The organism is Streptomyces sp. LUP47B (assembly GCF_001746295.1).
In the GTDB taxonomy this organism is placed as follows: domain Bacteria; phylum Actinomycetota; class Actinomycetes; order Streptomycetales; family Streptomycetaceae; genus Streptomyces.
Genome location: NZ_MJAH01000012.1, coordinates 109878 through 133896, shown reverse-complemented (window position 1 = coordinate 133896; position 24019 = coordinate 109878). Strand labels below are relative to the sequence as shown.

Sequence of the window (24019 nt, the reverse complement as noted above, 5' to 3'; positions counted from 1 at the left end):
TTGCGAACAGGGTTACGGAGACGGCTACTTGAGGCCGGTCGTCGACATGCCGGCGACGAAACCGCGCTGGGCGACGAGGAAGATCAGCAGGATCGGCACGACGTACATCACCGAGGCCGCGGCCTGGAGGTTGGTGACGGGGGTGCCGGCCGAGGTCACGTAGGTGGACATGACGGCGACCGCGAGGGTGGTGCGGTCCGTGGACAGCAGGAGCTGGGGGGCGATGTAGTCGCCCCAGGTCCAGGTGAAGGCGATCACGAAGCTCGCGGAGAGGACCGGCCAGGACTGCGGGAGGAAGATCCGCCAGAAGATGGCCGAGTAGCCGCAGCCGTCGACGATCGCGGCCTCCTCCAGTTCCCGGGGCAGCCCCGCGAAGAACTGCCGGAAGAGGAAGACCAGATAGGGGGCGGAGGACAGGCCCCACAGCACCCACGGCCAGTACGTGTCGACCATGCCGAGCTTGGCGAAGATCAGGTAGGTCGGCAGCAGGGTGATCATCTGCGGCAGCATCATCGAGCCGAGCAGGATGCCGAACAGGGTCTTCCTGCCGGGGGCTTCGAGGCGGGCGAACCCGAAGCCGACCCAGGCGGAGCTGAGCGTCACGAGGGTGGCGTAGATCAGCGCGATGATCAGGGAGTTGCGGGCGTAGCCGAGGAAGTCGATGAGGTTGAAGGCGTCGGCGATGTTGTGCCACTGCACCTGGTCGGGCAGCCAGTGCACCGGTGAGGCCGCCAGTTCGGCCGGGGTCTTGAGGCCGGAGACGACCAGCCAGCCGAAGGGGCCCAGGAACAGGCCGGTGATCGCGACGAGGACGGTGTAGAGGACGAGGCGGTTGACGCGCAGACGCGGGGCGCGCTTCGGGATGAGGCTGGTGGCGGTCACTTCTTCGCCTCCGGGTCGACGTTGTAGAACACCACGCCGGACGTGGCCTTGAAGATCAGTCCGGTCGCGACGAGGATCAGGACGAAGAGCACCCACAGCAGCGCGGAGGCGTAGCCGTAGCGGCCGAACGCGAAGTACTCCGCGAACACGTGCATCATGTAGAGGTAGTTGGACTGCGGGAGCGCGGTGATGCCGGCCGGGGTCGGGTCGGGGGCCAGCAGCAGCGGCATGATGGTCTGCACCGAGGCGATGACCCCGGTCACGGTCTGGAAGAGCAGCACCGGCGACAGCAGCGGCACCGTGATGCTGCGGAAGCTGCGCCAGGCGCTCGCGCCGTCGATACGGGCCGCTTCCAGGAGCTCGCGGGGGATGTCCTGGAGCCCGGCCAGCGAGATGATCATGATGTTTCCGGCGGTCCAGAGCACCGTCATGATCAGTACGTAGCGGGCGTAGGGGTCGGCGAGCCAGCCGAGGGCGTCGATGCCGAAGAGGTTCAACACCCCGTTGGCCGCACCGGAGTTCTGGTCGAAGAGCTGCTTGAACGCGATGCCCGCGCCCACCGGAGGCACCACTGCCGGCAGATAGAGCAGGGTGCGGAACAACCCGCGCCCCTTGAGCGGCCGGTTCACCAGTACGGCGAGCCCGAGTCCGGCGATGATCGACAGGGGCACCGAGGTGATCGCGAACAGGCCCGTGCGGCCCAGCGACTGCCAGGTCTGCGCGTCGGAGAACAGTTCGCGGTAGTTGCCGAATCCGACGTAGTGCCAGTTGGGTGAGATGCCGTCGAAGGTGGTGAAGCTCAGCCACAGCGCGTACGCCATCGGCGCGATGGTCAGCAGCGCGAAGCCGATGATCCAGGGCGAGGCGAACATGTAGAACGCCCGGTGCCTGCGGGTGGCGATGGAGGTGCGCGGCCGGGAGGCGGCCGGCCCCGCCGCCGGGGCGGAACGGCGCCGGTCCGTGACCGACGCAATCTGATCGACCGTCATCCCACTTGCTCCTTGCCGCGCTTGAGCTGATCGTTCATGGCCGAGTTCAGGCGGGCCGCGAGGGTGTCGACGGACATGCCGCCGTTCATGGCGGCCGGGGCGATCTGGTTGAAGAGGGCGAGGAGCGAGTCCGCGGTGGCGTACGGCGTGAAGGCGATCACCGAGTAGTGCCGCAGCTCGGCCTCCTGCACCGCCAAAACCCGTTTCTGGTAGTTCTCCTGAGCGGGCATCAGCGGACGCAGCGACTTCAGGGTCGGGATGCCCCAGCCGCCGGAGGCGCGCGCCTTGGCCGGTGCCTCGCCGAAGAACCACTCGAAGACGCGCCAGGCGGCGTCCTTGTGGTGCGACGTGCTCGGGATCCAGAAGCCGGTGCCGGCCTGGCAGGGACTGATCCGTCGGCCGCCCTCGAAGTACGGCGCGGGAGCGAGCCGGGAGAGCGGCGCGAGCTTCTTGTCCGCGTTGATCAGGCCGCCGAGCCAGTAGCCCGAGTTCGACATGGCGAGCCGGTTCGCCTGGAAGGTGGGCCCGTCCCAGGTGTTGGGGTCGGGCTGGATGATGCTGGGCCCGACCTTCGTGCGGCAGTAGTCGATGTACCAGCCGAGCGCCTTGCGGGCCTCGGGGGTGGTGAAGTCGACCCGGGAGTAGTCGTCGGTGAAGAGGTTCCCACCGGCGGACACGGTGAGGCTCGCCAGCAGGCTGGGGGTGAGCACGCCGTTGTAGCTGCCGCCGAACACGGTGGTCTGGCCGTTCTTGCGGCGGGTGAGCCGTTTCGCCTTGTCCAGCCACTCCTCGTACGTGACCGGGTCCAGCTCGGGCGGGTAGTCGACGTCCGCCTGGTCGAACAGCGCGGTGTTGTACCAGAACATCGAGTCCTGGGAGAAGTCCTTCGCCATGCCGTAGCGCGGGCCCTTGCCCTGGGTACGGCCGTCGTAGCGCCAGAGGTCGTTGACCGGGTCCAGGTCGGCCGGTCTGAGGACGGTGCTCTTCGCGAAGTACGGGTCCAGGTCCTCCATCACGCCCCGGGCCGCGTAGTACGGGGCGTCCACCGCGCCGACACCGCGCACCAGGTCGGGCGGGTTGCCGTTGGTCATCATCGCGATCAGCTTGCTGGTGCTGTACAGCACCGTGTTGATCTTGACGCCGATGTCCTTCTGGGCCTGCTTGATCAGCTCAGGTGAGATGTCGTCGGCCTTGGCCATGACCGTGACGGTCTCCCCCGAGCCGCCGACCGCGCTCGACACCCGCATCGCACAGCCGCTCAGCGCTGCCGCCCCCGTCACGGCACCGCCGGCGGAAAGGGAGAGAAAACGGCGGCGGCTCACCGCGGCACCGGCATGTGGGCGCACAGTGCACCACCTCCTGATCTGTCCGTTCCTGGGACACGGTGGCCGGTAGACAACCGGTTGCCGCGTTGGGGCAGAGCTTCGGCCCTGGGCGGAAACGGCGTCAAGAGGCTTGGCGAACTTTCGAAAAGACTGTGTAACCTCGCCGACATGGCCCGTGAGAGAAACCGGTTGTCATTCACGTCTCTTCAGTGATTGACCGTCACCGGAGGCCAGACCTACGGTAGATCTGCTGTAGAAGGCGTTTTCAGAAACTGTTTCTACTCATTGCGTCAGGAGTCACATGCCCAGCCCTCAGCCACCCAGGGCCGTGTTCGCGATGGATCCCGTGCACCTCCCCCTGCTGTTCCCCCCACCCCTGATGACCCGGCTGACCGACGCCGCCGGCCTCGACCCCGCGCTCGTCGTCCAGGACTTCACCGACCCCGTCGCCGCGGACGCCCTGGCCCGCGCCGACGTGCTGATCACCGGCTGGGGCTGCCCCCGCCTGGACACCGGCGTCCTCACCGCCGCGCCCCGGCTGCGGACCGTCCTGCACGCCGCGGGCTCCGTCCGCTCCCTCGTCGGCGACGCCGTGTGGGAGCGTGGGATCACCGTCTCCAGCGCCGTCACGGGCAACGCGCTGCCGGTCGCGGAGTACACGCTCGCGATGATCCTGCTGTGCGGCAAGGACGCGTTCGAACACCGGGAGCGGTTCCGGGCCACCCACGCGTATCCGCCGCCCGCCGAGACCGCGGCCATGGGGAACGTGGGGCGGCGGGTGGGCGTCATCGGGGCGTCCCGGGTGGGGCGGCGGCTGCTGGAGCTGCTGCGGCCGTTCGACTTCACGGTCCTGTTGCACGACCCGTACGTGAGTCCCGCGGAGGCCGCCGCGCTGGGAGCCGAACTCCTGTCACTGGAAGACCTGTTGCGGCACAGCGACATCGTCTCGCTGCATGCGCCCGACATTCCGGAGACCTATCGGATGCTCGACAGAGACCGGCTCGGGTTGATCCGGGACGGGGGCGTGCTCATCAACACCTCCCGGGGAGCGCTGGTGGATCCCGACGCGCTGACCGACGAGTTGGTCTCCGGGCGGCTGCGTGCGGTGCTCGACGTCACGGAGCCCGAGCCGCTGCCCGCCGGGTCGCCGCTGTACCGGCTGCCCAACGTGTTTCTCACCCCGCACATCGCCGGGTCGCTCGGGAACGAGCTGGAGCGACTCGGGCGGATCGTGGTGGAGGAGCTGGAGCGGGTGGTGGCGGGAGTGGGGTTGGAGCATGAGGTGCGGTATGCGGATATGGCTCGGGTGGCTTGAGGGGGGCGGGGCGCTGCGGTCGCGCCGGCTGTGTCACCTGCATCCGGGTCACTTCAGTCACCCCGGCTGTACCACCTGCACCCGGGTCACTGCACTTGCCCGCACCACCTTGGTTCGGTCGCCTACGGGGGCGCCTCAGTCGGTGTCGAGAGGCCGATCGTGCTCGACCCTTCGGGCCTCCGCGCTCCCCCACTCTCGGCTTCGCTCGAGCGGGAGGTGCCCCCATGGCCTCTCGACACCGACGCGCCCCCTGCGGCTCCCTCACGGCCGGTGTCCGGGGTGCAGTGGAACGTGGTGGGCACTTGCCGCCCGTTGGTGCCTAAGCCGTCGGAATCGTGCTGGAGTAACAATGGGATACGGTTTCCGGACCCTGGGTCCTGTGTGGCCGGGCCATTACCGCTAAGGAGCCGCAAGGGTGAGTCAGCGCAAGGCGTCCGGGGACGTCGGACGGGCCACCATCCGGGACGTGGCCGAGCGGGCCGGGGTGTCCGTGGCCAGTGTGTCGCGCGTGTTGTCCGGGAACTATCCGGTCTCCGAGGACCTGCGCCGCAAGGTGATGAAGGTCGTGCGCGACCTGGACTACGTCACCAACGCGCACGCCCGGTCGCTCGCCGGGGGCGGTACACCCACCGTCGCGATCCTCATCAACAACATCACCGGAGCCGCGTTCGCCCATGTGGCCAAGGGAGTTGAAGGCGCCGCGACACTGCGCGGCTGGCTCTCCCTCGTGGGGACCACCGGGGACGATCCCGAGCGCGAGCTCGCCCTCGTCAACCTCATGCGCCAGCAGGGCGTGGCGGCCGTGGTGCTGCTCGGCGGCGCCTACGACTACGACGAGTACCAGCTGCGCATGGCCCGGTTCGCCCGTTCCCTGGACGCCGCCGGGTCGCATCTCGTGCTGGTGGGACGGCCGCCGCTGGAAGGTGCCGTGCCGGCCACGACCGTCGACTACGACAACGAGGGCGGCGCCTACGCGATGGCCAGCCATCTGTTGTCGGCCGGGCACCGGAAGGTGCTCGTACTGCCGGGGCATGCCGAACTCACCACCGCCCAGGGGCGGCTGAGGGGGGCCCGGCGCGCCTTCGAGGCGTACGGCGTGCCGTTCGAGGCCGGCATGGTGCGGCACGGGCCCTACGACTACGAGCACGGGTACGCGGCCGTCGAGGAATGTCTGCGCGACGGACTCGACTTCACCGCCGTCCTCGCCGGGACCGACGTCGTCGCCGCCGGTGCCATGCAGGCCTTGCGCGCGGCCGGGCTGCGGGTGCCCGAGGACGTGTCGATCGTCGGGTACGACGACATCCCGCTCGCCTCCCAGCTCACCCCGCAGCTCACCACCGTCCACGTGCCCTACGAGGAGATGGGACGGGTCGCCCTGCGGGCCGTCGCCGATCGGCGTGAGGGGGGCGGGGCGCGACGCAAGGGAGCCGACGGGGACCATCTGGTGCTGGGCACCCATGTCGTCGTACGGCACTCCGTACGACCACCCGCACAACCCCGCTAGCAACAGAAGAAAGAGATCGTTTCGTAAACGGTTTCCATAGATCGTCAGAGTTGGATCACGCCGTCCCGGTGGGGTGCCCGGTCTTGCGTTCGTTGCGTCCACAGGCCTCTGAACTGGCCGTACGTCGGGGCTCGCGCGGCCGCGGAACGCGCGCACGGGTCTAACCCCACGGACGCACCGGCGTAACAAATTGCCGTCTGCCTCTTGCTAACCGCAGGGCCGTCGGCCTACCGTCCCAGCAACCGGTTACTACAGCTTCCGCTGGGCCGACCCCCCGCAACCGCGAGCCGATGGAACTTCCGGCCGCCGTTTCCGGCCGACACCGAGCCGCCGATCCCCCTCTCTCCTCTCCGAGACGCCCTACTTTCCGAAGGAACACGGTCAGATGAACTTCAGCAGCCCCCGGAGAAGGTTCGCCCGCGTCGCCGTTGCGGGACTCGCGTTGTCAGGTCTGCTCACCGCGTGCGGCGGGTCGGACGATTCCGGCGACTCGCAGTCGTCGGGGCCCGTCACCCTCCCCTTCTGGGGCTGGGCCAACGGCCAGGACGCCGTCGTCAAGGCGTTCAACGCCTCGCACAAGAACATCCAGCTGAAGTACACGAAGGTCACCGACCAGCTGACCATGCAGAAGCAGCTGACCAACGCGGTCAAGGCCGGCAACGCGCCCTGTCTGGTCCAGAACACCGCCGAATACGTCACCAGTTGGGTCGCGCAGGGCGCGCTCGCCGACATCACCCAGTACGTCGAGGGTGAGAAGAGCAAGTTCAACACCGGGTCGTGGGCGAGCGCGCAGGTGCAGGGGAAGTCGTACGGCGTGCCGACCAGTTCGTCACCGAACTTCACCATCTACCGCACCGACATCTTCAAGAAGTACGGCATCAAGGCGCCGACGACCTGGGACGAGTTCATCGCCGCGGGCAAGGAGCTGAAGAAGCACGGCATAAAGATCACCAACTACGCCGGTGAGGACCCGAGCACGCTCGAAGTGCTGGCCATGCAGGCCGGGGCGCACTGGTACTCCATCGACGGCAACTCCTGGAAGGTGGACTTCCAGGACGCGGGCACGCTGAAGGCCGCCAAGGTGATCCAGGAGATCATCGACAACGACCTCAACTCCAAGCTGTCGTTCGCCGACTACGCCGCCGTGCAGCGCAACTACGACAACGGCGGGACCGCCACCCGGCAGATCTCGACCTGGCAGATGGCCGGCATGGTGCAGAACTTCACCAAGTCCTTCGGGGACTGGGGGCTGTCGCCCTGGCCGACGTTCGCCGGCGAGGCCGCCAAGACCCCGGCGGGCACCAACCTGACCGGCAGCGTGACGCTGGTGACCAAGGGGTGCAAGAACCAGGAGCAGGCCGCCGAGGCCGCGCTGTGGATGTCCACGAACACCGGCGCGGTCAAGACGATGGCGAACCCGGAGACGGGCAACGGCGTGATGCCGGCGCTGGCCGACAGTGACGCGTACGTGCCGGAGGCGGTCTCCCAGAAGCTGCTCGGCTCCAACTACCAGGCGGGTCAGCAGATCGTGAACGACAGCCTGAAGACCGTCACCACCGACTGGACCTTCGGGCCCGACTGGACCGCGATGTTCACCGAGATGCAGGCCGGCTGGGCCAAGGTGGTCAGCAAGGAGCAGACGGTGACCCAGCTCCTCGCCCACATGCAGGAGTGGACGGTCAATGACCTGAAGTCCCGCGGCATCAGCGTCAAGGGCTAGAGGCTTAGGGCTGCTACTGATGATTCGCTCTCTGCGCTGGAAGGGTGCCGCCTTCACGGTGCCCTTCCAGCTCGGCTTCGTCTTCCTGTACCTGCTGCCGATCGGGTACGCCGTCTACCAGTCGCTGTACCGGTCGCAGTCCTCCGGACTGGGGCTCGGTGGCACGACCGACGAGTTCTCCGGTCTGGACAACTACCAACAGGGGCTGACCGACTCGGCGTTCATGGGCTCCGTGCTGCGGGTGGTGCTGTTCGCCTGCGTGCAGATCCCGATCATGCTGCTGGTCAGTCTCGTCCTCGCCCTGTTCCTGGACGCGCTCAGCTCCCGGATGGCCGGCCGGTTCCGGATCCTGCTGCTGGTGCCGTACATGATCCCTGGTGTGGTCGCCGCGATCGTGTGGCTGAACCTCTACAGCCCGGACGTGGGCCCGCTGACCCCGCTCGGCGAGATCTTCGGGTTCTCCTGGAACTTCTTCGCGCCGTCGATGGTGTGGCCGTCCATCGGCAACCTGCTGACCTGGCACGGCATCGGCTACAACATGGTCATCATCTACTCGGCACTCCAGGGTGTGCCCCGCGACCTGTTCGAGGCGGCGCGGCTCGACGGGGCCTCCGAGCTGCGGATCGCCCGCAGCATCAAGATCCCGTTCGTGCGGGGGGCGTTGGTGCTGACGGGGATGCTCTCCATCATCCAGATGCTCCAGATCTTCAACGAGCCCGCGCTCTTCCGGAACGTCACCCCGCAGACGGTCAGCGACTCCTTCACCCCGATCATGATCATCTACAACCAGGCGTTCAACGCCGGCAACTACCACTACGCGGCGGCCCTCTCGGTGCTGCTCGCCCTGATCCTCGGCGTCGCCTCCTTCCTGTTCTACCGGTTCACCTCGAAGGAGGCCGACTGATGACCCTCATCGCGGAGCCTGAGAAGACCGCGCCCGTTCGGCGGCTCAACGAGCCCGATCCCGCGGGCCGTTCACGTGGCGGGCAGCGGTTTCTGCTCGTCGGGCTGTCCCTCGCGAGCGTCTACAGCCTCTTTCCGGTGTGGTGGCTGGTCGTCGCCGCCACCAAGGACCGCACCGGGCTCTACCAGTCCAACGGACTGTGGTTCTCCGGCTGGCATCTGTGGGACAACCTGCATCAGCTGTTCACCTACGAGCACGGCATCTTCCTGCGCTGGACGGCGAATTCCTTTCTCTACGCCGGTGTCGGCTCGCTGGGTGGCACGTTGCTGGCGCTGGCAACCGGTTACGGCCTCGCCCGCTTCGACTTCCCGGGCCGCAACCTCGTCTTCGCGTGCGTGGTCGGTTCCTTCCTGATCCCGATCGCGCTGCTCACGTTGCCGCTGTACCTGCTGTTCTCGGAGATCGGCCTGGTGGACACGCCCTGGGCGATGCTGATCCCCTGTCTGATCAACCCGTTCAGTGTGTACCTCGCCAAGGTGTACACCGAGGCCACGATCCCCTTCGAGCTCCTGGAGGCGGCTCGTATCGACGGCGCCGGAGAGCTCAGGATCTTCTTCAGCATCGTGCTGCGGATGATGACCACGGGGGGAGCCACGGTGTTCCTGCTGGCCTTCGTGAACACCTGGAACGCGTTCTTCCTGCCGCTGACCGTGCTGCGCGGCGAGAACAACTGGACGCTCAACATCGGTCTGTACAACTGGTCCGGCAAGCGCCTGGAGTCCGGTGTCGACCTCACCAGTCTGGTCCTGACCGGCGCCCTGCTGTCCATCGTCCCGATGGCGATCATGATGGTCGCGATGCGCCGTTACTGGCGTTCCGGAGTCACTCTGGGAGCCCTCAAGTGACCCTGCTGCACAACCCGGTGATCCGCGGCTTCGCGCCCGATCCGTCGATGGTCCGCGTCGGCGACTGGTACTACGTGGCGACCAGCTCCTTCGAGTGGTTCCCGACGATCCCGCTGCACCGCTCGCGCGACCTCGCGCACTGGGAGTTCGCGGGCCATGTCCAGGGTGCCGTACCGGGCAACTCGCTTGCGGGTGTCCCCGATTCGGGCGGTATCTGGGCACCCTCCCTGAGCTGGGACGGCGAGCGATTCTGGGTGGTCTACTCGATCGTCCGCTCGGTCGGAACGCCGTACTTCGACACGGACACCTATGTCTCCACGGCGACGGAGGCGGCCGGTGCATGGGCGGCACCGCGGCGGATCGCGAGCCATGGCTTCGACCCCGCGCTCTTCCACGACGGGGGCCGGCTGTGGCTGCTCAACCTTCAGAACGACCACCGCCCCGGCGGCCGGCGCTTCGCGGGGATCGTGCTGACCGAGCTGGACCGGGAGACGCCGGCGCCGGTCGGTGACACGCACCTGCTGCTCCAGCACGAACGGCTCGTCGAGGGACCGAAGTTGGTCCACAAGGACGGCTGGTACTACCTCGTCCTCGCCGAGGGCGGCACCGGTTTCGAGCACGGGGTACTGGTGGCCCGCAGCCGGCGGATCACCGGCCCGTACGAGCTGCACGACCGGCCGCTGCTGACGTCCCGCGACGACCCTTCGCTCCCCTTGCAGAAGGCCGGCCACGGCGAACTGGTCCAGCTCCCCGACGGAACCTGGGTGCTGAGTCACCTCGCGGCCCGCCCCCTTCACACGCCGGCCGGCCCCCGCTGCCCCCTCGGCCGCGAGACGGCGATCCAGGCGGTGACCTGGGCCCCAGAGGGCTGGCCGAGGCTGCGGCACGGGGGTCCGCATCCTTCGACCGAGGTCGACGTATCGACCCACCCACGCCTGGAAGGCGTGGCGGCTGCTACGGCGCATCGAGGGCCAGCAGCCGTGCTGGGCACACCGGCCCGTCCAGGGCTGAAGGCCCAGACCGGCACACCGACGCACCCCGGGCCGCGGCCCGAGCCCGACATCGCGGCACAACCACACCCGGCGGCCCAGACCGGCGCACCGACATACCCGCGACCAGAGGACGAGACCACCTCGCCCGCACAACCACACCCGGCAACCGACGCCGCCGCACCAACGCAACCGCGACCGCAGCCCCAGCCCGACACACCGGTGCGTCCACGGCCACAGGCCCAGCCCGTCACACCGGCGCACCCCGGGCCGCAGCCCCAGCCCAACACCCCGGCACAACCACACCCGACGGCCCACACCCCCCTACCACCGCACCCGCGACCGTCGGATCAACCCGCGCTCCCGCGCGACCCCCTGGGCTGGCCCTGGAGCACCCTGCGGGCCGCCCCCGATCGCTCCTGGGCGGACGCCGCCGCCCGTCCTGGCTGGATCCGGCTGCGTGGGCGGCACGGGCCCGAGTCGTGGTGGGCGCACAGTCTGCTGGCGCAGCGGATCACCGAGCACCGGGCGGAGGCCGAGGTCACCGTGGAGGCCCGGCCGACCACGTTCACCCAGGCAGCCGGTCTGGTGCTCTGGTACAACACCGAGTCCTATCTGGCCCTCGACCTGACCTGGGCGGAGCCCGAGGGCGAGGGGCAGCGCGGCCAGCAATGGCGGGGCGGCGGGCGGACAGTGCTCAGCCTGGTCGAGCGGGACGAGGGCGGCACCCGGCAGGTGGCCGTTGTCGATGTCCACACGGAAAGCGCCTTCACGATCGGCGTCACCGTGGAGGACGGTGTGGCCCGTTTCTGGTCCCTGGGCGCGCACGGCGTACGGATCCCCATCGGCCCGGAACTGGACTTCACCCGCCTCTCCGACGACCACGGATCCAAGCTCCGGTTCACGGGCGCGATGGCCGGAATCCACGCTGTCGACCTGGTCGGCGCGGCCTTCACGGCCGACTTCACCGGGTTCCGCCTGAGCTGCGGGTAGCGTTCGAGGTTTCGAAAGTCAGGGGCCCAGGAAGACCAGCGAAGCCCTACCTCTTCCCGACTTCACCCGGCGAACCTAGGGTAGGAAGCGCTTACTGTTTCCGCGCTGGTCGAAAACTTTCATGGCCCTCGGGCGGGCCGGAGAGGTGGTTCCCGATGGTCCGCACGGGGAGTGCGAGCGTGGCGACCGGTCCGACGCTGGCGGTCGTGGCCCGGGAGGCGGGCGTCTCGGTGCCGACCGCCTCCAAGGTGGTCAACGGGCGCGAGGACGTGGCCCCCGAGACCCGCCGCCGGGTCACCGAGGCGCTGGACCGGCTCGGCTACGTCCGCAGACCGAGGTTCGACGCGGCGAAGGCGTCGGGGCTGGTCGACCTGGTCGTGCACTCGCTGGAGACCTCCTGGTCGGGGGCGGTGCTGCACGGAGTGGAGGCGGCCGCCCACGACGCGGGTCTCGAGGTCGTCGTCTCGGCCGGGCCGAACCGCACCCGGGCCGGGCGCCCGGAGCGCGGCTGGCTGGACAAGCTCACCGCGCGCGGCTCCTCCGGGGTGCTGTTCAACCTGGCCGAGCTGACGTCGTCGCAGTACGGCTGGCTGGACCAGCACCGCATCCCGTACGTCCTGATCGACCCGGTCCTGGAGCCGCCGCCGGGCGTCGTCTCGGTGGGCGCGGCGAACTGGCAGGGCGGGGTGACGGCGACCGAGCACCTGCTGGCGCTGGGGCATGACCGCATCGCGGTCGTCGCCGGCCACCAGCGCAAGATGTGCAGCAGCGCGCGCGTGGCGGGCTACCGGTCCGCCCTCGCGGCGGCGGGGATACGGCAGCGGCCCGAGTACGTCCGCCACGCCGGCTTCGACGAGAGCGCGGCCCACCGCCGCACGCTGGAACTGCTGGACCTGCCCGAACCGCCCACCGCGGTCTTCGCCTGCTCCGACCGCATGGCCCTCGGGGTGTACGAGGCCCTGGCCGAACGGGGCCTGCGCGTCCCGGACGACATCAGCGTCGTGGGCTTCGACGACCTGCCCGAGGCCCGCTGGACCACCCCGGCCCTCACCACGGTCCGCCAGCCCCTGTCCGAGATGGCGGCGACGGCCCTGCGCCTCCTGGTCCGCATGATGGACGGCGACCGGCCCGAGAGCACCCGGACCGAGCTGTCGACGCGGCTGGTCGAGCGGGCGAGCACGGCCCCGCCGGCCGGCTGAACAACATCGCAGTGTGTCGCCGTCGTACGGGTGTTCCGTCGGGCGGGTCGCTGTGCGTAGCCTCGGCGCGGTGAACGCGATTCCCGCACGGCTGGACCATCTCGTCCTCGCGACCCCGGACCTGGCGGCGACGGTCGCCGACTTCACCCGGCGCACCGGCGTGACCCCCGCGCCCGGCGGTGTGCACCTCGGTCGCGGCACCCGCAACCATCTCGTGGCCCTGGGCGGCACCGCCTATCTGGAGATCATCGGCCCGGACCCGGAGCAGCCGGAGCCGATGGGGCCACGCCCCTTCGACGTCGACATGCTCGCCACCGCCCGCACGGTGACCTGGGCCATCGGCCCGCCCGACCTGGACACGGCGGTCGCGACCGCCCGGGCCCGCGGTTACGACCCCGGCGAGATCCGCCCGATGAGCCGCCGCACCCCCGACGGGACCCTGCTGACCTGGCGCCTGACCGACGGCGACACCCAGCATCCCTCCGGCCTGGTCCCCTTCCTCATCGACTGGGGCACCTCGCCCCATCCGACGGCCTCGGGCCTTCCCGCCACTCCCCTGCTGTCCCTGACCGCGACCGCCCCGGTCCCGGACGAGATCCGGCCCCTCCTCGCCGCCCTCGACGCCGATCTCCTCCTCACCGAGGGCCCGGTGGGTCTCTCCTTCACGCTGGACACTCCGCGGGGGCCGGTGGTCTTCGGCTGACGTGTCCGATTCCTTCAAGACCGGGCCTCCGGGTGCCGCCTACGGTGGCGGCATGACTCCACGATTCGACGCCATCGGACTGGTGGCCTCCGACATGGCCGCCTCCGTCGCCTTCTACCGACGGCTCGGCTTCCCGTTCCCGGAAGGGGCCGAGACGCAGCCGCACGCGGAGGCCGAACTGCCGGGGGGTGTGCGCCTGATGCTCGACACCGAGGAGACGGTCCGCTCCTTCCACCCTGGATGGCGGGCACCGGCCGGCGGCAGTCGCACCGGGCTCGCGCTGCGGTGCGCCGGCCCGGCCGAGGTCGACGCGGTGTACGAGGAGCTGGTGGGCGAGGGTTTCCACGGTGAGCTCAAGCCGTGGAACGCCGAGTGGGGGCAGCGGTACGCCTCGCTGCACGACCCCGACGGCAACGGCGTCGACCTGTACGCCCCGCTAGCCGACGGCGAGTAGCCGCCCGAGCGGAACGCCCGCCAACTCCTTGACGTCCCGCGCGAGATGGGCCTGGTCCGCGAACCCGCTCCGCACCGCCGTCTCCGCGAACGGCACCCCGGCCCCGGCCAGTACGAGAGCCCGCCGCAGCCGCAGAATCCGGGCCAGCGTCTTGGGCCCGTACCCGAAGGCATCGAGCGACCTCCGGTGCAACTGCCTTACTCCCAGCCCCAGTTCGTCTGCCGTCGCGGCGACGGGGCGGCCCGCGTCGAGGGCGGTCACCAGGGCGTGCAGAACGGGATCAGGAAGGGTGGCACGCTCCAGGGCGATCTCTTCGAGTGCCGTGGCGGGGTCGGGGGCCTTCTCGATACGGCTTCGCAGCCGCCGTACCTCCGTAGCCGGCCAGAGATCGGCCAACTCGACGCGGCGGTCCCGCAGTTCATGGGCGGGCACGCCCAGGAAGGCGGGCGCGGTCCCCGGGTGGAAGCGCACGCCCGCCCAGGTGCTCGGGGTGCCGCCGGCGACGTACGCACGCGTGTCGGGCCCGGCGACGAGCAGCCGCCCTTCGTTCCAGAGCAGGTCCATGCACCCGTCGGGCAGCACACGTCCGGTCCCGTCACCGGTCCAGATGACGGCACCGGCAAGCCGGGACGCCCGTTCCGTGTACACATACCCAGGCTACGATCAGCCCCCGCCGGCCCGCATCCGAAACTCCTGCGGACTGACCCCGTACCCCCTCTTGAACGCACTGGACAGCGCGAACGCGCTGCCGTACCCCACCTGTCGGGCGATCGCCTCGAGCGTCGAAGGGCTCCCCCGCAGCAGATCCGCCGCCAACGCCAGCCGCCATCCGGTCAGATACGTCATCACCGGCTCCCCCACCAGCTCACTGAACCGCCGGGCGAGCGCGGCACGCGAGACGCCGGCCTTGGCCGCAAGGGAGGCCACCGTCCACGGATGCGCGGGATCGTCCTGCAGCAGCCGCAGCACCCGGCCCACGACAGGATCCGCCAGCGCCGCGTACCAGGCGGGAGCCTCCGCCTCGGGCCGGGAGAACCAGGCCCGGAGCGCCGCGATGACCAGCAGGTCCAGCATCCTGTCCAGGACGACCTCCTGGCCCGGCTCGTCGCGCACGATCTCCTCCATGAGGAGCGGGGTCAGCGGGCACTCCCACACGTCGGTGGTGAGCGACAGCAGCGGCGGCAGCGCGTCCAGGAGCCGGTTGCTGATCTCGCCGTCCATCAGATACGTCCCGATGAGGACCACCGTCCCGCCGTCGAGCCGGTCGCCCCAGGTGCGCACCCCGAGGTCCATGGAGCCGTTCAGGGCCCGCCCGTCGGGATAGCGGCACTCCGCGCCGGGCAGGATCAGTGCCTGCGGGGCCGTGCCGGGGTCGTCGGCGCAGGTGTAGGGGTCGGGGCCGCGGGCGATGGCGAGGTCGCCGGGGCGCAGCCGGATCCGCTCGCCCGAGTCGGGCACGACCCAGGCGTCCCCCCGGACCATCAGCATGACCGTCAACGGCGCCCGGTCCTCCACCCGCACCGCCCACGGCGGGTCGAAACACGCACGGATCATGAAGGCGCCACGCGCCCGCGGTCCTTCCAGCAGGCCTGCCAGAGCGTCCATACGGCCAGCGTAGACGCGCGCGCATGGGAATGAGCCGTTCAGCGATGGACCCTTGCGGCGGGCGGCAGTTGACTCGACGGCATGACACAGAACGCGCGGAAGATGACGGTGGTGGTGACCGGTGCCTCGGGTCGTACGGGCAGCCGGGTGGCGCAGTCCGCGGAGGCGGCGGGGCTGACGGTCCGGGCCGCCTCGCGGGCGCAGGGGTTCGACTGGCAGGACCGGTCGACGTGGGCGGGGGTGTTGCGGGGCGCGGACGCGGCGTATCTGGTGTACCCCTCGGACATCGGTGCTCCGGGGGCCGCCGAGGCGATCGGGGCGGTCGCGCGGGAGGCGGTGGGGATCGGCGTACGGCGGCTGGTGCTGCTGTCGTCGCGGGGGCAGGACCGGGCGCGGGACGCGGAGGAGGCGGTGCAGGCGTCGGGGGCCGACTGGACGGTCGTACGGGCCGCGTGGTTCGCACAGAACTTCAGTGAGGGGCCGTTGGTGGAAGGGCTGCGGCTGAGCGGGGAGTTGGTGTTCCCGGCGGGTGAGGTGCGGGAGCCGTTCGTGGATGTGCGGGACATCGGGGACGTGGTGGCGGCCGTGCTGGTGTCGGCGGACCGGTATGTCGGCGAGACGGTCGCCCTGTCGGGACCTCGGCTGCTGACCTTCGGTGAGGCGGTCGCGGAGATCGCTGAGGCGACGGGGCGGGAACTGACGTACCGGGCGGTGTCGCCTCAGCGGTACGGGGAGAACCTGGTCGGGTTCGGGGTGCCGGCGGCGGAGGCGGAGGCGCTGGTGGAGGCGTTCGCTCAGTTGCTGGACGGGCGCAACGCGTATCTGTCGGACGGGGTGCGGGAGGTGCTCGGCCGTGAGGCACGGGACTTCGCCGACTTCGCGAGGGAGGCGGCGGCCGCGGGGACCTGGAAGGTCTGACCCCGGCCCCGTCAGTGGACCCGCCCCCTTCAGGAGCCCTCGGGCTTGTGCGGGGGGTGTGTCGACTTGGCGTGCGTCCGCAGCCGCGACGTCACGTCCTCCGGCGGCAGGAAGCGCGACCATCTCTCCGGGAACTCCGAGGGCATGTCGGGGTCCTCGGGGTCGGCGTCGGTGTCGTCGTGGAGTGCGGCCGTCCGGGCGACGTACTGCGCGACCTGTGCCTCCCGCACCCGCTCGTTCGCCGCGCGCGCCGCCGCCGTCGCCGCGGCGGGCCAGACGCGGTCGATCGCGGCGTTCACCGCGGCGCCCACCAGGACCGCGAAGGCCGACACCCCGATCCACAGGAGCACCGCCACGGCCGCGGCCAGCGAGCCGTAGATCGTCGCGCCCTCGATCGTGCTCTGGAGGTAGATCCGGAGCAGGAAGCTCCCCAGCACCCACATGGCCAGGGCCACCAGCGCGCCGGGGACGTCCTCGATCCACGGTGAGCGCACCGGCACCGACAGGTGGTACAGCGTGGTCAGGAAGGCGATGGACAGGATGATCACGACGGGCCAGTACAGGACCTGAACCAGCGTCTCCGACCAGGGCACGATCCGTACCACCGCGTCCGGCCCCGCGACCATCAGGGGCAGTGCCACGGAGCCGATCAGCAGGGCCGCGATGAACAGCGCGAACGCCACGAGCCGGGTCTTGACGATGCCGCGGACCCCGTCGAGGCCGTACATGACGGTGATGGTGTCGATGAAGACGTTCACCGCGCGGGACCCGGACCACAGGGCGAACAGGAAGCCGACGGAGATGACGTCGGGTCTGCCGCCCTTCATCACGTCGTCGAGGATCGGCTGCGCGATCTGCCGTACGCCCTTGTCGGACAGGACCGTGCGCGCGGCGTCCAGGATGTTGGCCTCGAGGCTGCTGATGCTGTCGGTGCCGGTCCAGTCGTCGACGTAGCCGAGCAGTCCGATGAGGCTGAGCAGCAGCGGCGGCACGGACAGCAGCGAGAAGAACGCGGCCTCGGCGGCGAGCCCCAGGATGCGGTACTCGATGCACGAGTTGACGGTGTCCTTGACCAGCAGCCAGGCGGTCCGGCGCTTCGAGACGTTCCGGTAGAGGGCACGGGCCCGATGGAGCCGGCCGGAGGGCCGCTGAGGGGATTCGCTTGCTGCCTGCACGACCTAAAGGTATCCGCCATGGCGGCGTGCACTCATCCCCCGGTCAGGGTCCGGGGCACGCCCGTGCGGGGAACGCCCGCTCGTGTTCGGTTCCGTCATGTCGCGGAAAACGCCGGGCAACCCCGCGGAAATCGTCAAGGAAATCGAACTTCTTTTCTGTCATGAACCCGGTGGCCGGATTTCGAGGCATTGAAAAGCGGAATGCCGGACGGTATATGCACCGCCCCTCGGGTGAGTTCCCCGGTGACGCCATCGAGCGGCATGAACGGGGCATACCGCCAACGAACGGTCGACCAGCAAGAAACCGCCATTGACTGAAACGCGCTTGACCCGTTCATGAGCCCCTCGAAACAATTCGGATTGCATTCTCAGAGCCCTGACCAAGGCTCCAGCCGACCACCCCGTCCCCACCGCGTGGTCACTTCAGGCACATACCGAACCGCTCCTTCTCTTATTTCATTCCGTGCCTCGGGGCACTTCTCTTTCTTCCGGAACACCGGAAACACGGGGGTTCTTCGTCATGATTTTCCGCTGCGTGCTGAACAGCGGGCGCTATTCCGCCGTACTCCCCTCTGGAGAATTTTCATGCCTGTTCCGTACGCCCCGAAGCATGCCGTGCCGCGAATCGTGGGGGTCGATGTGGCACGGGGCCTCGCCCTGCTCGGTATGTTCTCCGTTCACGCGTTCGGTGCGTTCGACGCGGCAGGCGCGGTCACACCCGCCTGGATGTTCGCGGGCGGCCGTTCCTCGGCGACGTTCGCGGTGACGGCCGGGATCGGTCTGGCCTTCACGACCGGCGGGCGCCGGCCGGTGACCGGGCGGCCCGCGGCCGTCACGGTGGCGGCGCGGGCCGGCGTCATCGCGCTGATCGGGCTGCTGCTGGGCTATGCCTCGCGCGCGGCGGACTTGGACGTGGACGTGATCCTGGCGTTCTACGCGCTGTTGTTCCTGATCGGGATCCCGCTGCTGGGCCTCGGTCCGCGCACCCTGGCGTCCCTGTCCCTGACCCTGGCCCTGGGTGCCCCGTTCGCCGTGCACGCGCTGCGGGGCGTCCTGCCGGCGCCCGCCTTCGACGGCGACCCGACCCTCCAGGACGTGGTCACCGACCCGCTCGGCCTGGTGTCGGACCTGCTGGTCCACGGCGACTACCCGGTGCTCGCGTGGACCGCGTATCTGTGCGCCGGACTCGCTCTCGGCCGGATGGACCTGGCGTCACGGAAGGCCGCACCCCGGCTCCTCGGCGGCGGTCTCGCACTGGTGGCCGGTGTCTGGCTGGTGTCGTCCCTGGTTCTGTTCCGGTACGACGGGCTCGGGCACCTGTGGCGCGCGGAGTTCCCGGGCGCCTCCCGCGCCGAGGCCCTGTGGGACAGCCCCGGGGGCGAGACCTGGTGGGCGCTGCTGTCCCGTGCGCCGCACGCGACCACGCCCTTCGACATGCTCCTCACCCTGGGCTCGGCGACGGCGATCCTCGGCGGCGCCCTGCTGCTGACCAGGAGCGCCCTCCTCGCGCGGGCGCTCACGCCGCTCGCGGCGGCGGGCAGCATGCCCCTGACCCTCTACGTCGCCCACGTGCTCCTTCTCGCCACCGGCGCACTCGCCGACTCCCCCGGGCTCCTCTACGCCGTCATGACGACCGGAGCGCTCCTCTTCGCCCTCTCGTGGCGGCACGTCGGGCGTGGCCCGCTGGAAACGGTCGTCGCAGCCGCGGCCCGGCGGTGTCGCGAGGCCGTAACACCGGCGCCGTCCCAGGAACCGGTGGAGAGCCCGGCCCGACTTAGCAAGCACATCGAATAGTCCAAAAGACCAAAAGTAATGATCTAGGAGCTCAAGTGGTGGTAAATCCCGGCGAGATCACGACAGTCGCCCCGGTGGACGGCACCGCCCAGGTCTTCGCCGAGGTGCTGGCCGGGGTCGTGAAGACGGATCATGTACCTCTCGACAGCCACTTCTTCGACGACCTGGGTGCCAACTCGCTGGTCATGGCGCAGTTCTGCGCCCGGGTCAGGAAGCGGGACGATCTGCCGCCGGTGTCGATGAGGGACATCTACGGCCATCCGACGATCCGCGGTCTGGCCACCGCTCTCGCCGAGATCCCGGCCACCGAACCGGTCCCCGCACGGCCGGCCGAACCGCCTCCGCCGCCGGGCAGCACCGCCCGCTATGTCCTGTGCGGGATCCTGCAGTTCCTCGTCTTCGCCGTGTACTGCCTCGCCGCGGGGATCGCCACCGCCGAGGGGTACTCCTGGATATCCGGCGGCGACGGCGTGCTCTCCGTCTACCTGCGCTCGCTGGTCTTCGGCGGTGCGCTGTTCCTGGCCGTCTGCGCCCTGCCCGTGGTGGCGAAGTGGGTGCTGGTGGGCCGGTGGAAGGAGACGGAGTTCCCGGTGTGGAGCCTCGCCTACGTCCGCTTCTGGACCGTCAAGGCACTGCTGCACGCCAACCCGATGATCCTGTTCACCGGCAACCCGCTGTACGTCCTGTACCTGCGGGCCCTCGGCGCCCGTATCGGCCCGGGCGTCACGATCCTGTCCCACTCGGTGCCGGTCTGCACCGACCTGCTGACGGTCGGCGCCGGCACGGTGATCCGCAAGGACGCCCTGTTCCTCGGCTACCGGGCGCACGCGGGCCGGATCAGCACCGGCCCTGTCACCCTGGGCCGGGACGTCTTCGTCGGCGAGAAGACGATCCTCGACATCGGCACGTCCATCGGCGACGGCGGCCAGCTGGGCCACTCCTCCGCGCTGTACGACGGCGCCGCCGTCCCCGCCGGGCAGCGCTGGCACGGCTCCCCGGCCCGCCCCACCGACGTCGACCACATCCGCGTGCCGGCCACCCGCTGCGGCACCGCGCGCCGGGCCGGCTACGCCCTCGTGGCCCTGCTCCAGACACTGCTGGTGTACGTCCCGCTCGGCCTCGGCGGCGCCTTCCTGGTGATGGACCTCGTGCCGGCACTGGACCCGCTGCTCGAACCGAACGCGAAGGAACTGGCGTCGGCGGCCTTCTACGTCGAGGCGCTGGCCCTGTCCGTCGCCCTCTTCGCCGGTTTCGTGGTCCTCGGCCTCGTCACCGTGACGGTGCTGCCGCGGCTGCTGAACCTGACCCTGAGGGCGGACCGGGTCTATCCGCTGTACGGCTTCCACTACTCGGTGCAGCGCACCATCGCCCGCATGACCAACATCAAGTTCTTCAAGTGGCTGTGCGGCGACAGCTCGTACATCGTCCCCTACCTGCGGTCCATCGGCTACGACCTCTCGCACGTCGAGCAGACCGGCTCGAACTTCGGCACCGAGGTGTCGCACGAGACGCCGTACCTGGCCGCCGTCGGCAGCGGCACGATGGTCGCCGACGGGCTCTCGATCCTCAACGCCGAGTACTCCAGCACGTCGTTCCGCCTCTCGCGGGTGGCGATCGGGCCGCGCAACTTCCTCGGCAACCACATCGCCTACCCGGTCGGCGGCCGTACCGGCGACAACTGCCTGCTCGCCACCAAGGTGCTGGTCCCGCTCGACGGTGAACTGCGCGAGGGTGTGGGCCTGTTGGGCTCACCGCCGTTCGAGATCCCGCGCACGGTGGAGCGCGACACCCGCTTCGACCACTTCCGCGAGGGCGACGAACTGAGCCGCCGGCTGTCCGGCAAGAACCGCTTCAACGCCCGCTCGATGGCGCTGTTCCTGTTCCTGCGCTGGCTGCACTGGTTCCTGCTGACCCTGCTCGGCTTCGCGGTCGTCGATCTCCACGGCGGTCAGAGCGCCCGCGGCGGCCTGCTCATCGGCGGCTACCTGATGGCCGGTCTCGCGGTGACCGTCGGCTACTGGGCGCTGGTGGAGCGCGTGATCACCCGGTTCCGGCCGCTGAAGCCGCGGCTGTGCTCCATCTACGACCCGTACTTCTGGTGGCACGAGCGGTTGTGGAAGGTGCCGGACGAGCATCTCGCCGTGTTCAACGGCACCCCGTTCAAGAGCCTGATCTGGCGGCTGCTGGGCGTGCGGACCGGTCGGCGGGTCTTCGACGACGGCTGCTACATCACCGAGCGGACGCTGGTCGCGATCGGCAGCGACACCACGCTCGGCCACCACTCCAAGGTGCAGGCCCACTCCCAGGAGGACGGCACCTTCAAGTCCGACCACATCGTCATCGGCGACGGCTGCACCCTCGGGGCGGGCGCGCTGGTCCACTACGGCGTCGCGATGGGCGAGGGCGCCGTGCTCGGTGCCGACGCCTTCCTGATGAAGGGCGAGGAGATGCCGGCGGGGGCGCACTGGGGCGGGAATCCGGCGGTGGCGCTGCGACGCGGCCGCACTGGCTGACCTGCCCGAACGAAACAAACAGGGGGACGAAAGTCATGGAAACAGTTCCGCACCCGACGCCCGGTCCGACACCGGATGTCACGGAGTACGCGGTCCGGTTGCCCGCGGGCACACCGACCGATCCCGCCGCGCTGCTGACGGCCCACGCCAGGGTGCTGGCCGCCCTCTCGGGCGAGGCGGAGGGCACGGTCGATGACGACCTGCGCATCACCGTCACCGACGGCACGCTGCGGCTGAGCTGCCGCACCGGCGCCTTCGACGCCGAGGCCGCCGCCCGCATCGCCGGCTACCACCTCACCGCGCTGGCCCACCCGGACCGCGGGAGCCTGCTGTCCGAAGAGGAACTCCGCTTCCAGCTGGAGGAGTTGGCGGGCCCGGTCCGTGAACTCCCGGACCGGCGGGTGCACGAGCTCTTCGAGGAGCGGGTCGGCAAGCACCCGGACGCCGTGGCCGCCGTATCGGGCGAGCGGCGGTGGACGTACGCCGAGCTCAACTCCCGGGCCAACCAGGTCGGCCGGGCGCTGCTGGCCCGGGGCCTGGAGGCCGAGGGGGTCGTCGCCGTCGTCATGGAGCGCGACCTGGACTGGATGGCGGCCGTGCTCGGCGTGCTCAAGGCCGGCGGGGTGTATCTGCCCGTCGAGCCGCACTTCCCGGCCGAGCGGGTGTCCAGGACACTGTCCCGGGCGGGCTGCGAACTCGTCGTCACCGAGCGGGGCAGCACCGGTTCGCTCTCCGGGACGACGGCCACGACCCTGTTCGTGGACACCGCGTACGCCGAGAGCCACCCGGACGACGATCTCGGGATCCCGGTCGCGGCGGGCCAACTGGCCTACATCTACTTCACGTCCGGCTCCACCGGCGAGCCCAAGGGCGCGATGTGCGAGCACGCCGGCTTCGTCAACCACGTACTCGCCAAGGTGGAGGACCTGGGGATCGGCGAGGACGACGTGGTCGCGCAGACCGCGCCGCAGTGCTTCGACATCTCCCTGTGGCAGCTGCTCGCCGGGCCGGTCGTCGGCGGGCGGACGCTGGTCGTCGACCAGGAGACCGTCCTGGACGTGCCGCGGTTCGTGGACGCGGTGATCCGGGAGCGGGTCAACGTGCTCCAGGTTGTGCCGTCGTATCTGGAGGCGGTGCTCGCGGAGTTGGGGCAGCGGCCGCGCGAACTGGCCGACCTGCGCTGTGTCTCGGTGACCGGCGAGGCGGTGAAACGGGAGCTGGTGGAGCGCTGGTTCGCCACCGCGCCCGGCATCCGCCTCGCCAACGCCTACGGGCTGACCGAGACCTCCGACGACACCAACCACGAGGTCATGGACCGGGTGCCGGACGCCGACCGGGTCCCGCTCGGGCGGCCGGTGCGCAATGTGCGCGTGTACGTCGTCGACGAGGACCTGGTGCCCGTGCCGCTGGGCGCGCCGGGCGAGATCGTCTTCTCCGGGGTGTGCGTGGGGCGCGGGTACGTGAACGACCCCGAGCGCACCGCGGCCGCCTTCATGGAGGACCCCTACCGGCCCGGTGAGCGGCTCTACCGCAGCGGTGACGTGGGGCGCTGGCGGTCCGACGGCCGACTGGAGTTCCTCGGCCGCCGGGACACCCAGATCAAGATCCGCGGGTTCCGCGTGGAGATCGGCGAGATCGAGAACGCGCTGCTGCGGGTGGCCGGGGTGCGTGACGGCGCCGTCGTGGTCGTACGGGGGACGCAGCTCGCTGCGTTCTGCGCCGGGCCCGAGCCGGTGGGCGCGGACGCGGTGCGGGAACGGCTGGCCGCGTCGCTGCCGGAGTACATGGTGCCCGCCGTCGTGCACTGGCGCGAGCACCTGCCGCTGACGGCCAACGGCAAGACCGACCGCCGGACGCTCACCGCGCTCGCCGAGGACCTCGACGCCGCTGTGTCGGGCGAGCCGGTCACGGCCGGTGAGCGGCGGCTCGCGGACGCCTGGGCCGAGGTGCTCGGTGTCCCCGCCGACCGGATCGGCCGCCTCGACCATTTCTTCGACCGCGGCGGCACCTCGCTGTCCGCCGTGCGTCTCGCGATCGCCCTGGACCGGGCGATCACCCTCAAGGACGTCGTCCGTCACCCGGTCCTCGCGGACCTGGCGGGCCTGCTCGACCGGCAGCACTGAAAGGAACCA

The 24019-nt window shown here is 70.0% G+C and carries 19 protein-coding genes; 13 read left to right on the top strand and 6 right to left on the bottom strand.

The annotated features are described in order from the left end of the window. Window positions 1-24: 24 nt before the first annotated feature. From BFN33_RS32210 to BFN33_RS32200, 3 genes are read right to left on the bottom strand one after another with little or no spacing between them, the layout of a single operon-like run. On the bottom strand, window positions 25-882 hold the full coding sequence (locus BFN33_RS32210; RefSeq protein ID WP_069763696.1) for a carbohydrate ABC transporter permease: 858 nt from the start codon (window positions 880-882) through the stop codon (window positions 25-27). Then, on the bottom strand, window positions 879-1871 hold the full coding sequence (locus BFN33_RS32205; protein WP_069763695.1) for a carbohydrate ABC transporter permease: 993 nt from the start codon (window positions 1869-1871) through the stop codon (window positions 879-881). The genes BFN33_RS32210 and BFN33_RS32205 overlap by 4 nt, the downstream gene beginning before the upstream one ends. Further along, window positions 1868-3217 (bottom strand): extracellular solute-binding protein, encoded by a 1350-nt coding sequence (locus BFN33_RS32200; protein WP_069763694.1) that lies wholly within the window; start codon window positions 3215-3217, stop codon window positions 1868-1870. The genes BFN33_RS32205 and BFN33_RS32200 overlap by 4 nt, the downstream gene beginning before the upstream one ends. A 280-nt stretch (window positions 3218-3497) precedes the next feature. Between BFN33_RS32200 and BFN33_RS32195 the strand changes: the two genes are divergently transcribed. From BFN33_RS32195 to BFN33_RS32150, 9 genes are all read left to right on the top strand, one after another. After that, window positions 3498-4511, top strand: coding sequence for a hydroxyacid dehydrogenase (locus BFN33_RS32195; protein WP_176742512.1), 1014 nt, complete (start codon window positions 3498-3500; stop codon window positions 4509-4511). 415 nt (window positions 4512-4926) lie between these two features. Next, complete coding sequence (locus BFN33_RS32190) at window positions 4927-6015, top strand: LacI family DNA-binding transcriptional regulator (RefSeq protein WP_069763692.1); 1089 nt, start codon at window positions 4927-4929, stop codon at window positions 6013-6015. Window positions 6016-6400: 385 nt separating this feature from the next. After that, window positions 6401-7735, top strand: coding sequence for an ABC transporter substrate-binding protein (locus BFN33_RS32185; RefSeq protein WP_069763691.1), 1335 nt, complete (start codon window positions 6401-6403; stop codon window positions 7733-7735). 19 nt (window positions 7736-7754) lie between these two features. After that, complete coding sequence (locus BFN33_RS32180) at window positions 7755-8639, top strand: carbohydrate ABC transporter permease (protein WP_069763690.1); 885 nt, start codon at window positions 7755-7757, stop codon at window positions 8637-8639. Continuing rightward, window positions 8639-9544 carry a carbohydrate ABC transporter permease gene (locus tag BFN33_RS32175; RefSeq protein ID WP_069763689.1) on the top strand — a complete coding sequence of 302 codons (906 nt, stop codon included), beginning with the start codon at window positions 8639-8641 and terminating at the stop codon, window positions 9542-9544. The genes BFN33_RS32180 and BFN33_RS32175 overlap by 1 nt, the downstream gene beginning before the upstream one ends. Continuing rightward, window positions 9541-11526 carry a family 43 glycosylhydrolase gene (locus BFN33_RS54670; protein WP_256122915.1) on the top strand — a complete coding sequence of 662 codons (1986 nt, stop codon included), beginning with the start codon at window positions 9541-9543 and terminating at the stop codon, window positions 11524-11526. Before BFN33_RS32175 ends, BFN33_RS54670 begins: the two co-directional genes overlap by 4 nt. A 155-nt stretch (window positions 11527-11681) precedes the next feature. Beyond that, window positions 11682-12725, top strand: coding sequence for a LacI family DNA-binding transcriptional regulator (locus BFN33_RS32160; RefSeq protein ID WP_069763688.1), 1044 nt, complete (start codon window positions 11682-11684; stop codon window positions 12723-12725). A gap of 70 nt (window positions 12726-12795) precedes the next feature. Beyond that, window positions 12796-13428 carry a VOC family protein gene (locus BFN33_RS32155; protein ID WP_069763687.1) on the top strand — a complete coding sequence of 211 codons (633 nt, stop codon included), beginning with the start codon at window positions 12796-12798 and terminating at the stop codon, window positions 13426-13428. A 52-nt stretch (window positions 13429-13480) separates the two neighbouring features. Beyond that, on the top strand, window positions 13481-13882 hold the full coding sequence (locus BFN33_RS32150; protein ID WP_176742511.1) for a VOC family protein: 402 nt from the start codon (window positions 13481-13483) through the stop codon (window positions 13880-13882). On the opposite strand, the gene BFN33_RS32145 is transcribed toward BFN33_RS32150, so the two are convergent. Then, window positions 13865-14530 carry a helix-turn-helix domain-containing protein gene (locus BFN33_RS32145; RefSeq protein ID WP_069763685.1) on the bottom strand — a complete coding sequence of 222 codons (666 nt, stop codon included), beginning with the start codon at window positions 14528-14530 and terminating at the stop codon, window positions 13865-13867. The genes BFN33_RS32150 and BFN33_RS32145 overlap by 18 nt on opposite strands. A gap of 15 nt (window positions 14531-14545) precedes the next feature. Beyond that, a complete protein-coding gene (locus tag BFN33_RS32140; RefSeq protein WP_069763684.1) occupies window positions 14546-15487 on the bottom strand; it encodes an AraC family transcriptional regulator in 942 nt (313 codons plus the stop codon). 81 nt (window positions 15488-15568) lie between these two features. On the opposite strand from BFN33_RS32140, the gene BFN33_RS32135 reads away from it, so the two are divergent. Next, complete coding sequence (locus BFN33_RS32135) at window positions 15569-16405, top strand: SDR family oxidoreductase (protein WP_069763683.1); 837 nt, start codon at window positions 15569-15571, stop codon at window positions 16403-16405. Window positions 16406-16434: 29 nt separating this feature from the next. On the opposite strand, the gene BFN33_RS32130 is transcribed toward BFN33_RS32135, so the two are convergent. Further along, the gene (locus BFN33_RS32130; protein ID WP_069763682.1) at window positions 16435-17580 is read right to left on the bottom strand and encodes a YihY/virulence factor BrkB family protein; all 1146 of its coding nucleotides are present in this window, start codon (window positions 17578-17580) and stop codon (window positions 16435-16437) included. A gap of 585 nt (window positions 17581-18165) precedes the next feature. On the opposite strand from BFN33_RS32130, the gene BFN33_RS32125 reads away from it, so the two are divergent. Genes BFN33_RS32125 through BFN33_RS32115 form a run of 3 tightly spaced genes read left to right on the top strand, consistent with a single transcriptional unit; the run spans window position 18166 to window position 24010 of the window. Continuing rightward, entirely contained in the window at window positions 18166-19374 is a 1209-nt protein-coding gene (locus BFN33_RS32125; RefSeq protein WP_069763681.1) for a heparan-alpha-glucosaminide N-acetyltransferase domain-containing protein, read from the top strand. 35 nt (window positions 19375-19409) lie between these two features. Continuing rightward, window positions 19410-21887 (top strand): Pls/PosA family non-ribosomal peptide synthetase, encoded by a 2478-nt coding sequence (locus BFN33_RS32120; protein ID WP_256122914.1) that lies wholly within the window; start codon window positions 19410-19412, stop codon window positions 21885-21887. A 35-nt stretch (window positions 21888-21922) separates the two neighbouring features. After that, entirely contained in the window at window positions 21923-24010 is a 2088-nt protein-coding gene (locus BFN33_RS32115; protein ID WP_069763680.1) for an amino acid adenylation domain-containing protein, read from the top strand. Window positions 24011-24019 lie beyond the last annotated feature (9 nt).

Bases quoted from the DNA above. Each gene is read 5' to 3' on its own strand.
- BFN33_RS32180 (WP_069763690.1), top strand. From the start codon at position 7,755: ATGATTCGCTCTCTGCGCTGGAAGGGTGCCGCCTTCACGGTGCCCTTC.
- BFN33_RS32125 (WP_069763681.1), top strand. From the start codon at position 18,166: ATGCCTGTTCCGTACGCCCCGAAGCATGCCGTGCCGCGAATCGTGGGG.
- BFN33_RS32150 (WP_176742511.1), top strand. From the start codon at position 13,481: ATGACTCCACGATTCGACGCCATCGGACTGGTGGCCTCCGACATGGCC.
- BFN33_RS32160 (WP_069763688.1), top strand. From the start codon at position 11,682: ATGGTCCGCACGGGGAGTGCGAGCGTGGCGACCGGTCCGACGCTGGCG.
- BFN33_RS32175 (WP_069763689.1), top strand. From the start codon at position 8,639: ATGACCCTCATCGCGGAGCCTGAGAAGACCGCGCCCGTTCGGCGGCTC.
- BFN33_RS32135 (WP_069763683.1), top strand. From the start codon at position 15,569: ATGACACAGAACGCGCGGAAGATGACGGTGGTGGTGACCGGTGCCTCG.
- BFN33_RS32140 (WP_069763684.1), bottom strand. From the start codon at position 15,487: ATGGACGCTCTGGCAGGCCTGCTGGAAGGACCGCGGGCGCGTGGCGCC.
- BFN33_RS32195 (WP_176742512.1), top strand. From the start codon at position 3,498: ATGCCCAGCCCTCAGCCACCCAGGGCCGTGTTCGCGATGGATCCCGTG.
- BFN33_RS32205 (WP_069763695.1), bottom strand. From the start codon at position 1,871: ATGACGGTCGATCAGATTGCGTCGGTCACGGACCGGCGCCGTTCCGCC.
- BFN33_RS32185 (WP_069763691.1), top strand. From the start codon at position 6,401: ATGAACTTCAGCAGCCCCCGGAGAAGGTTCGCCCGCGTCGCCGTTGCG.
- BFN33_RS32115 (WP_069763680.1), top strand. From the start codon at position 21,923: ATGGAAACAGTTCCGCACCCGACGCCCGGTCCGACACCGGATGTCACG.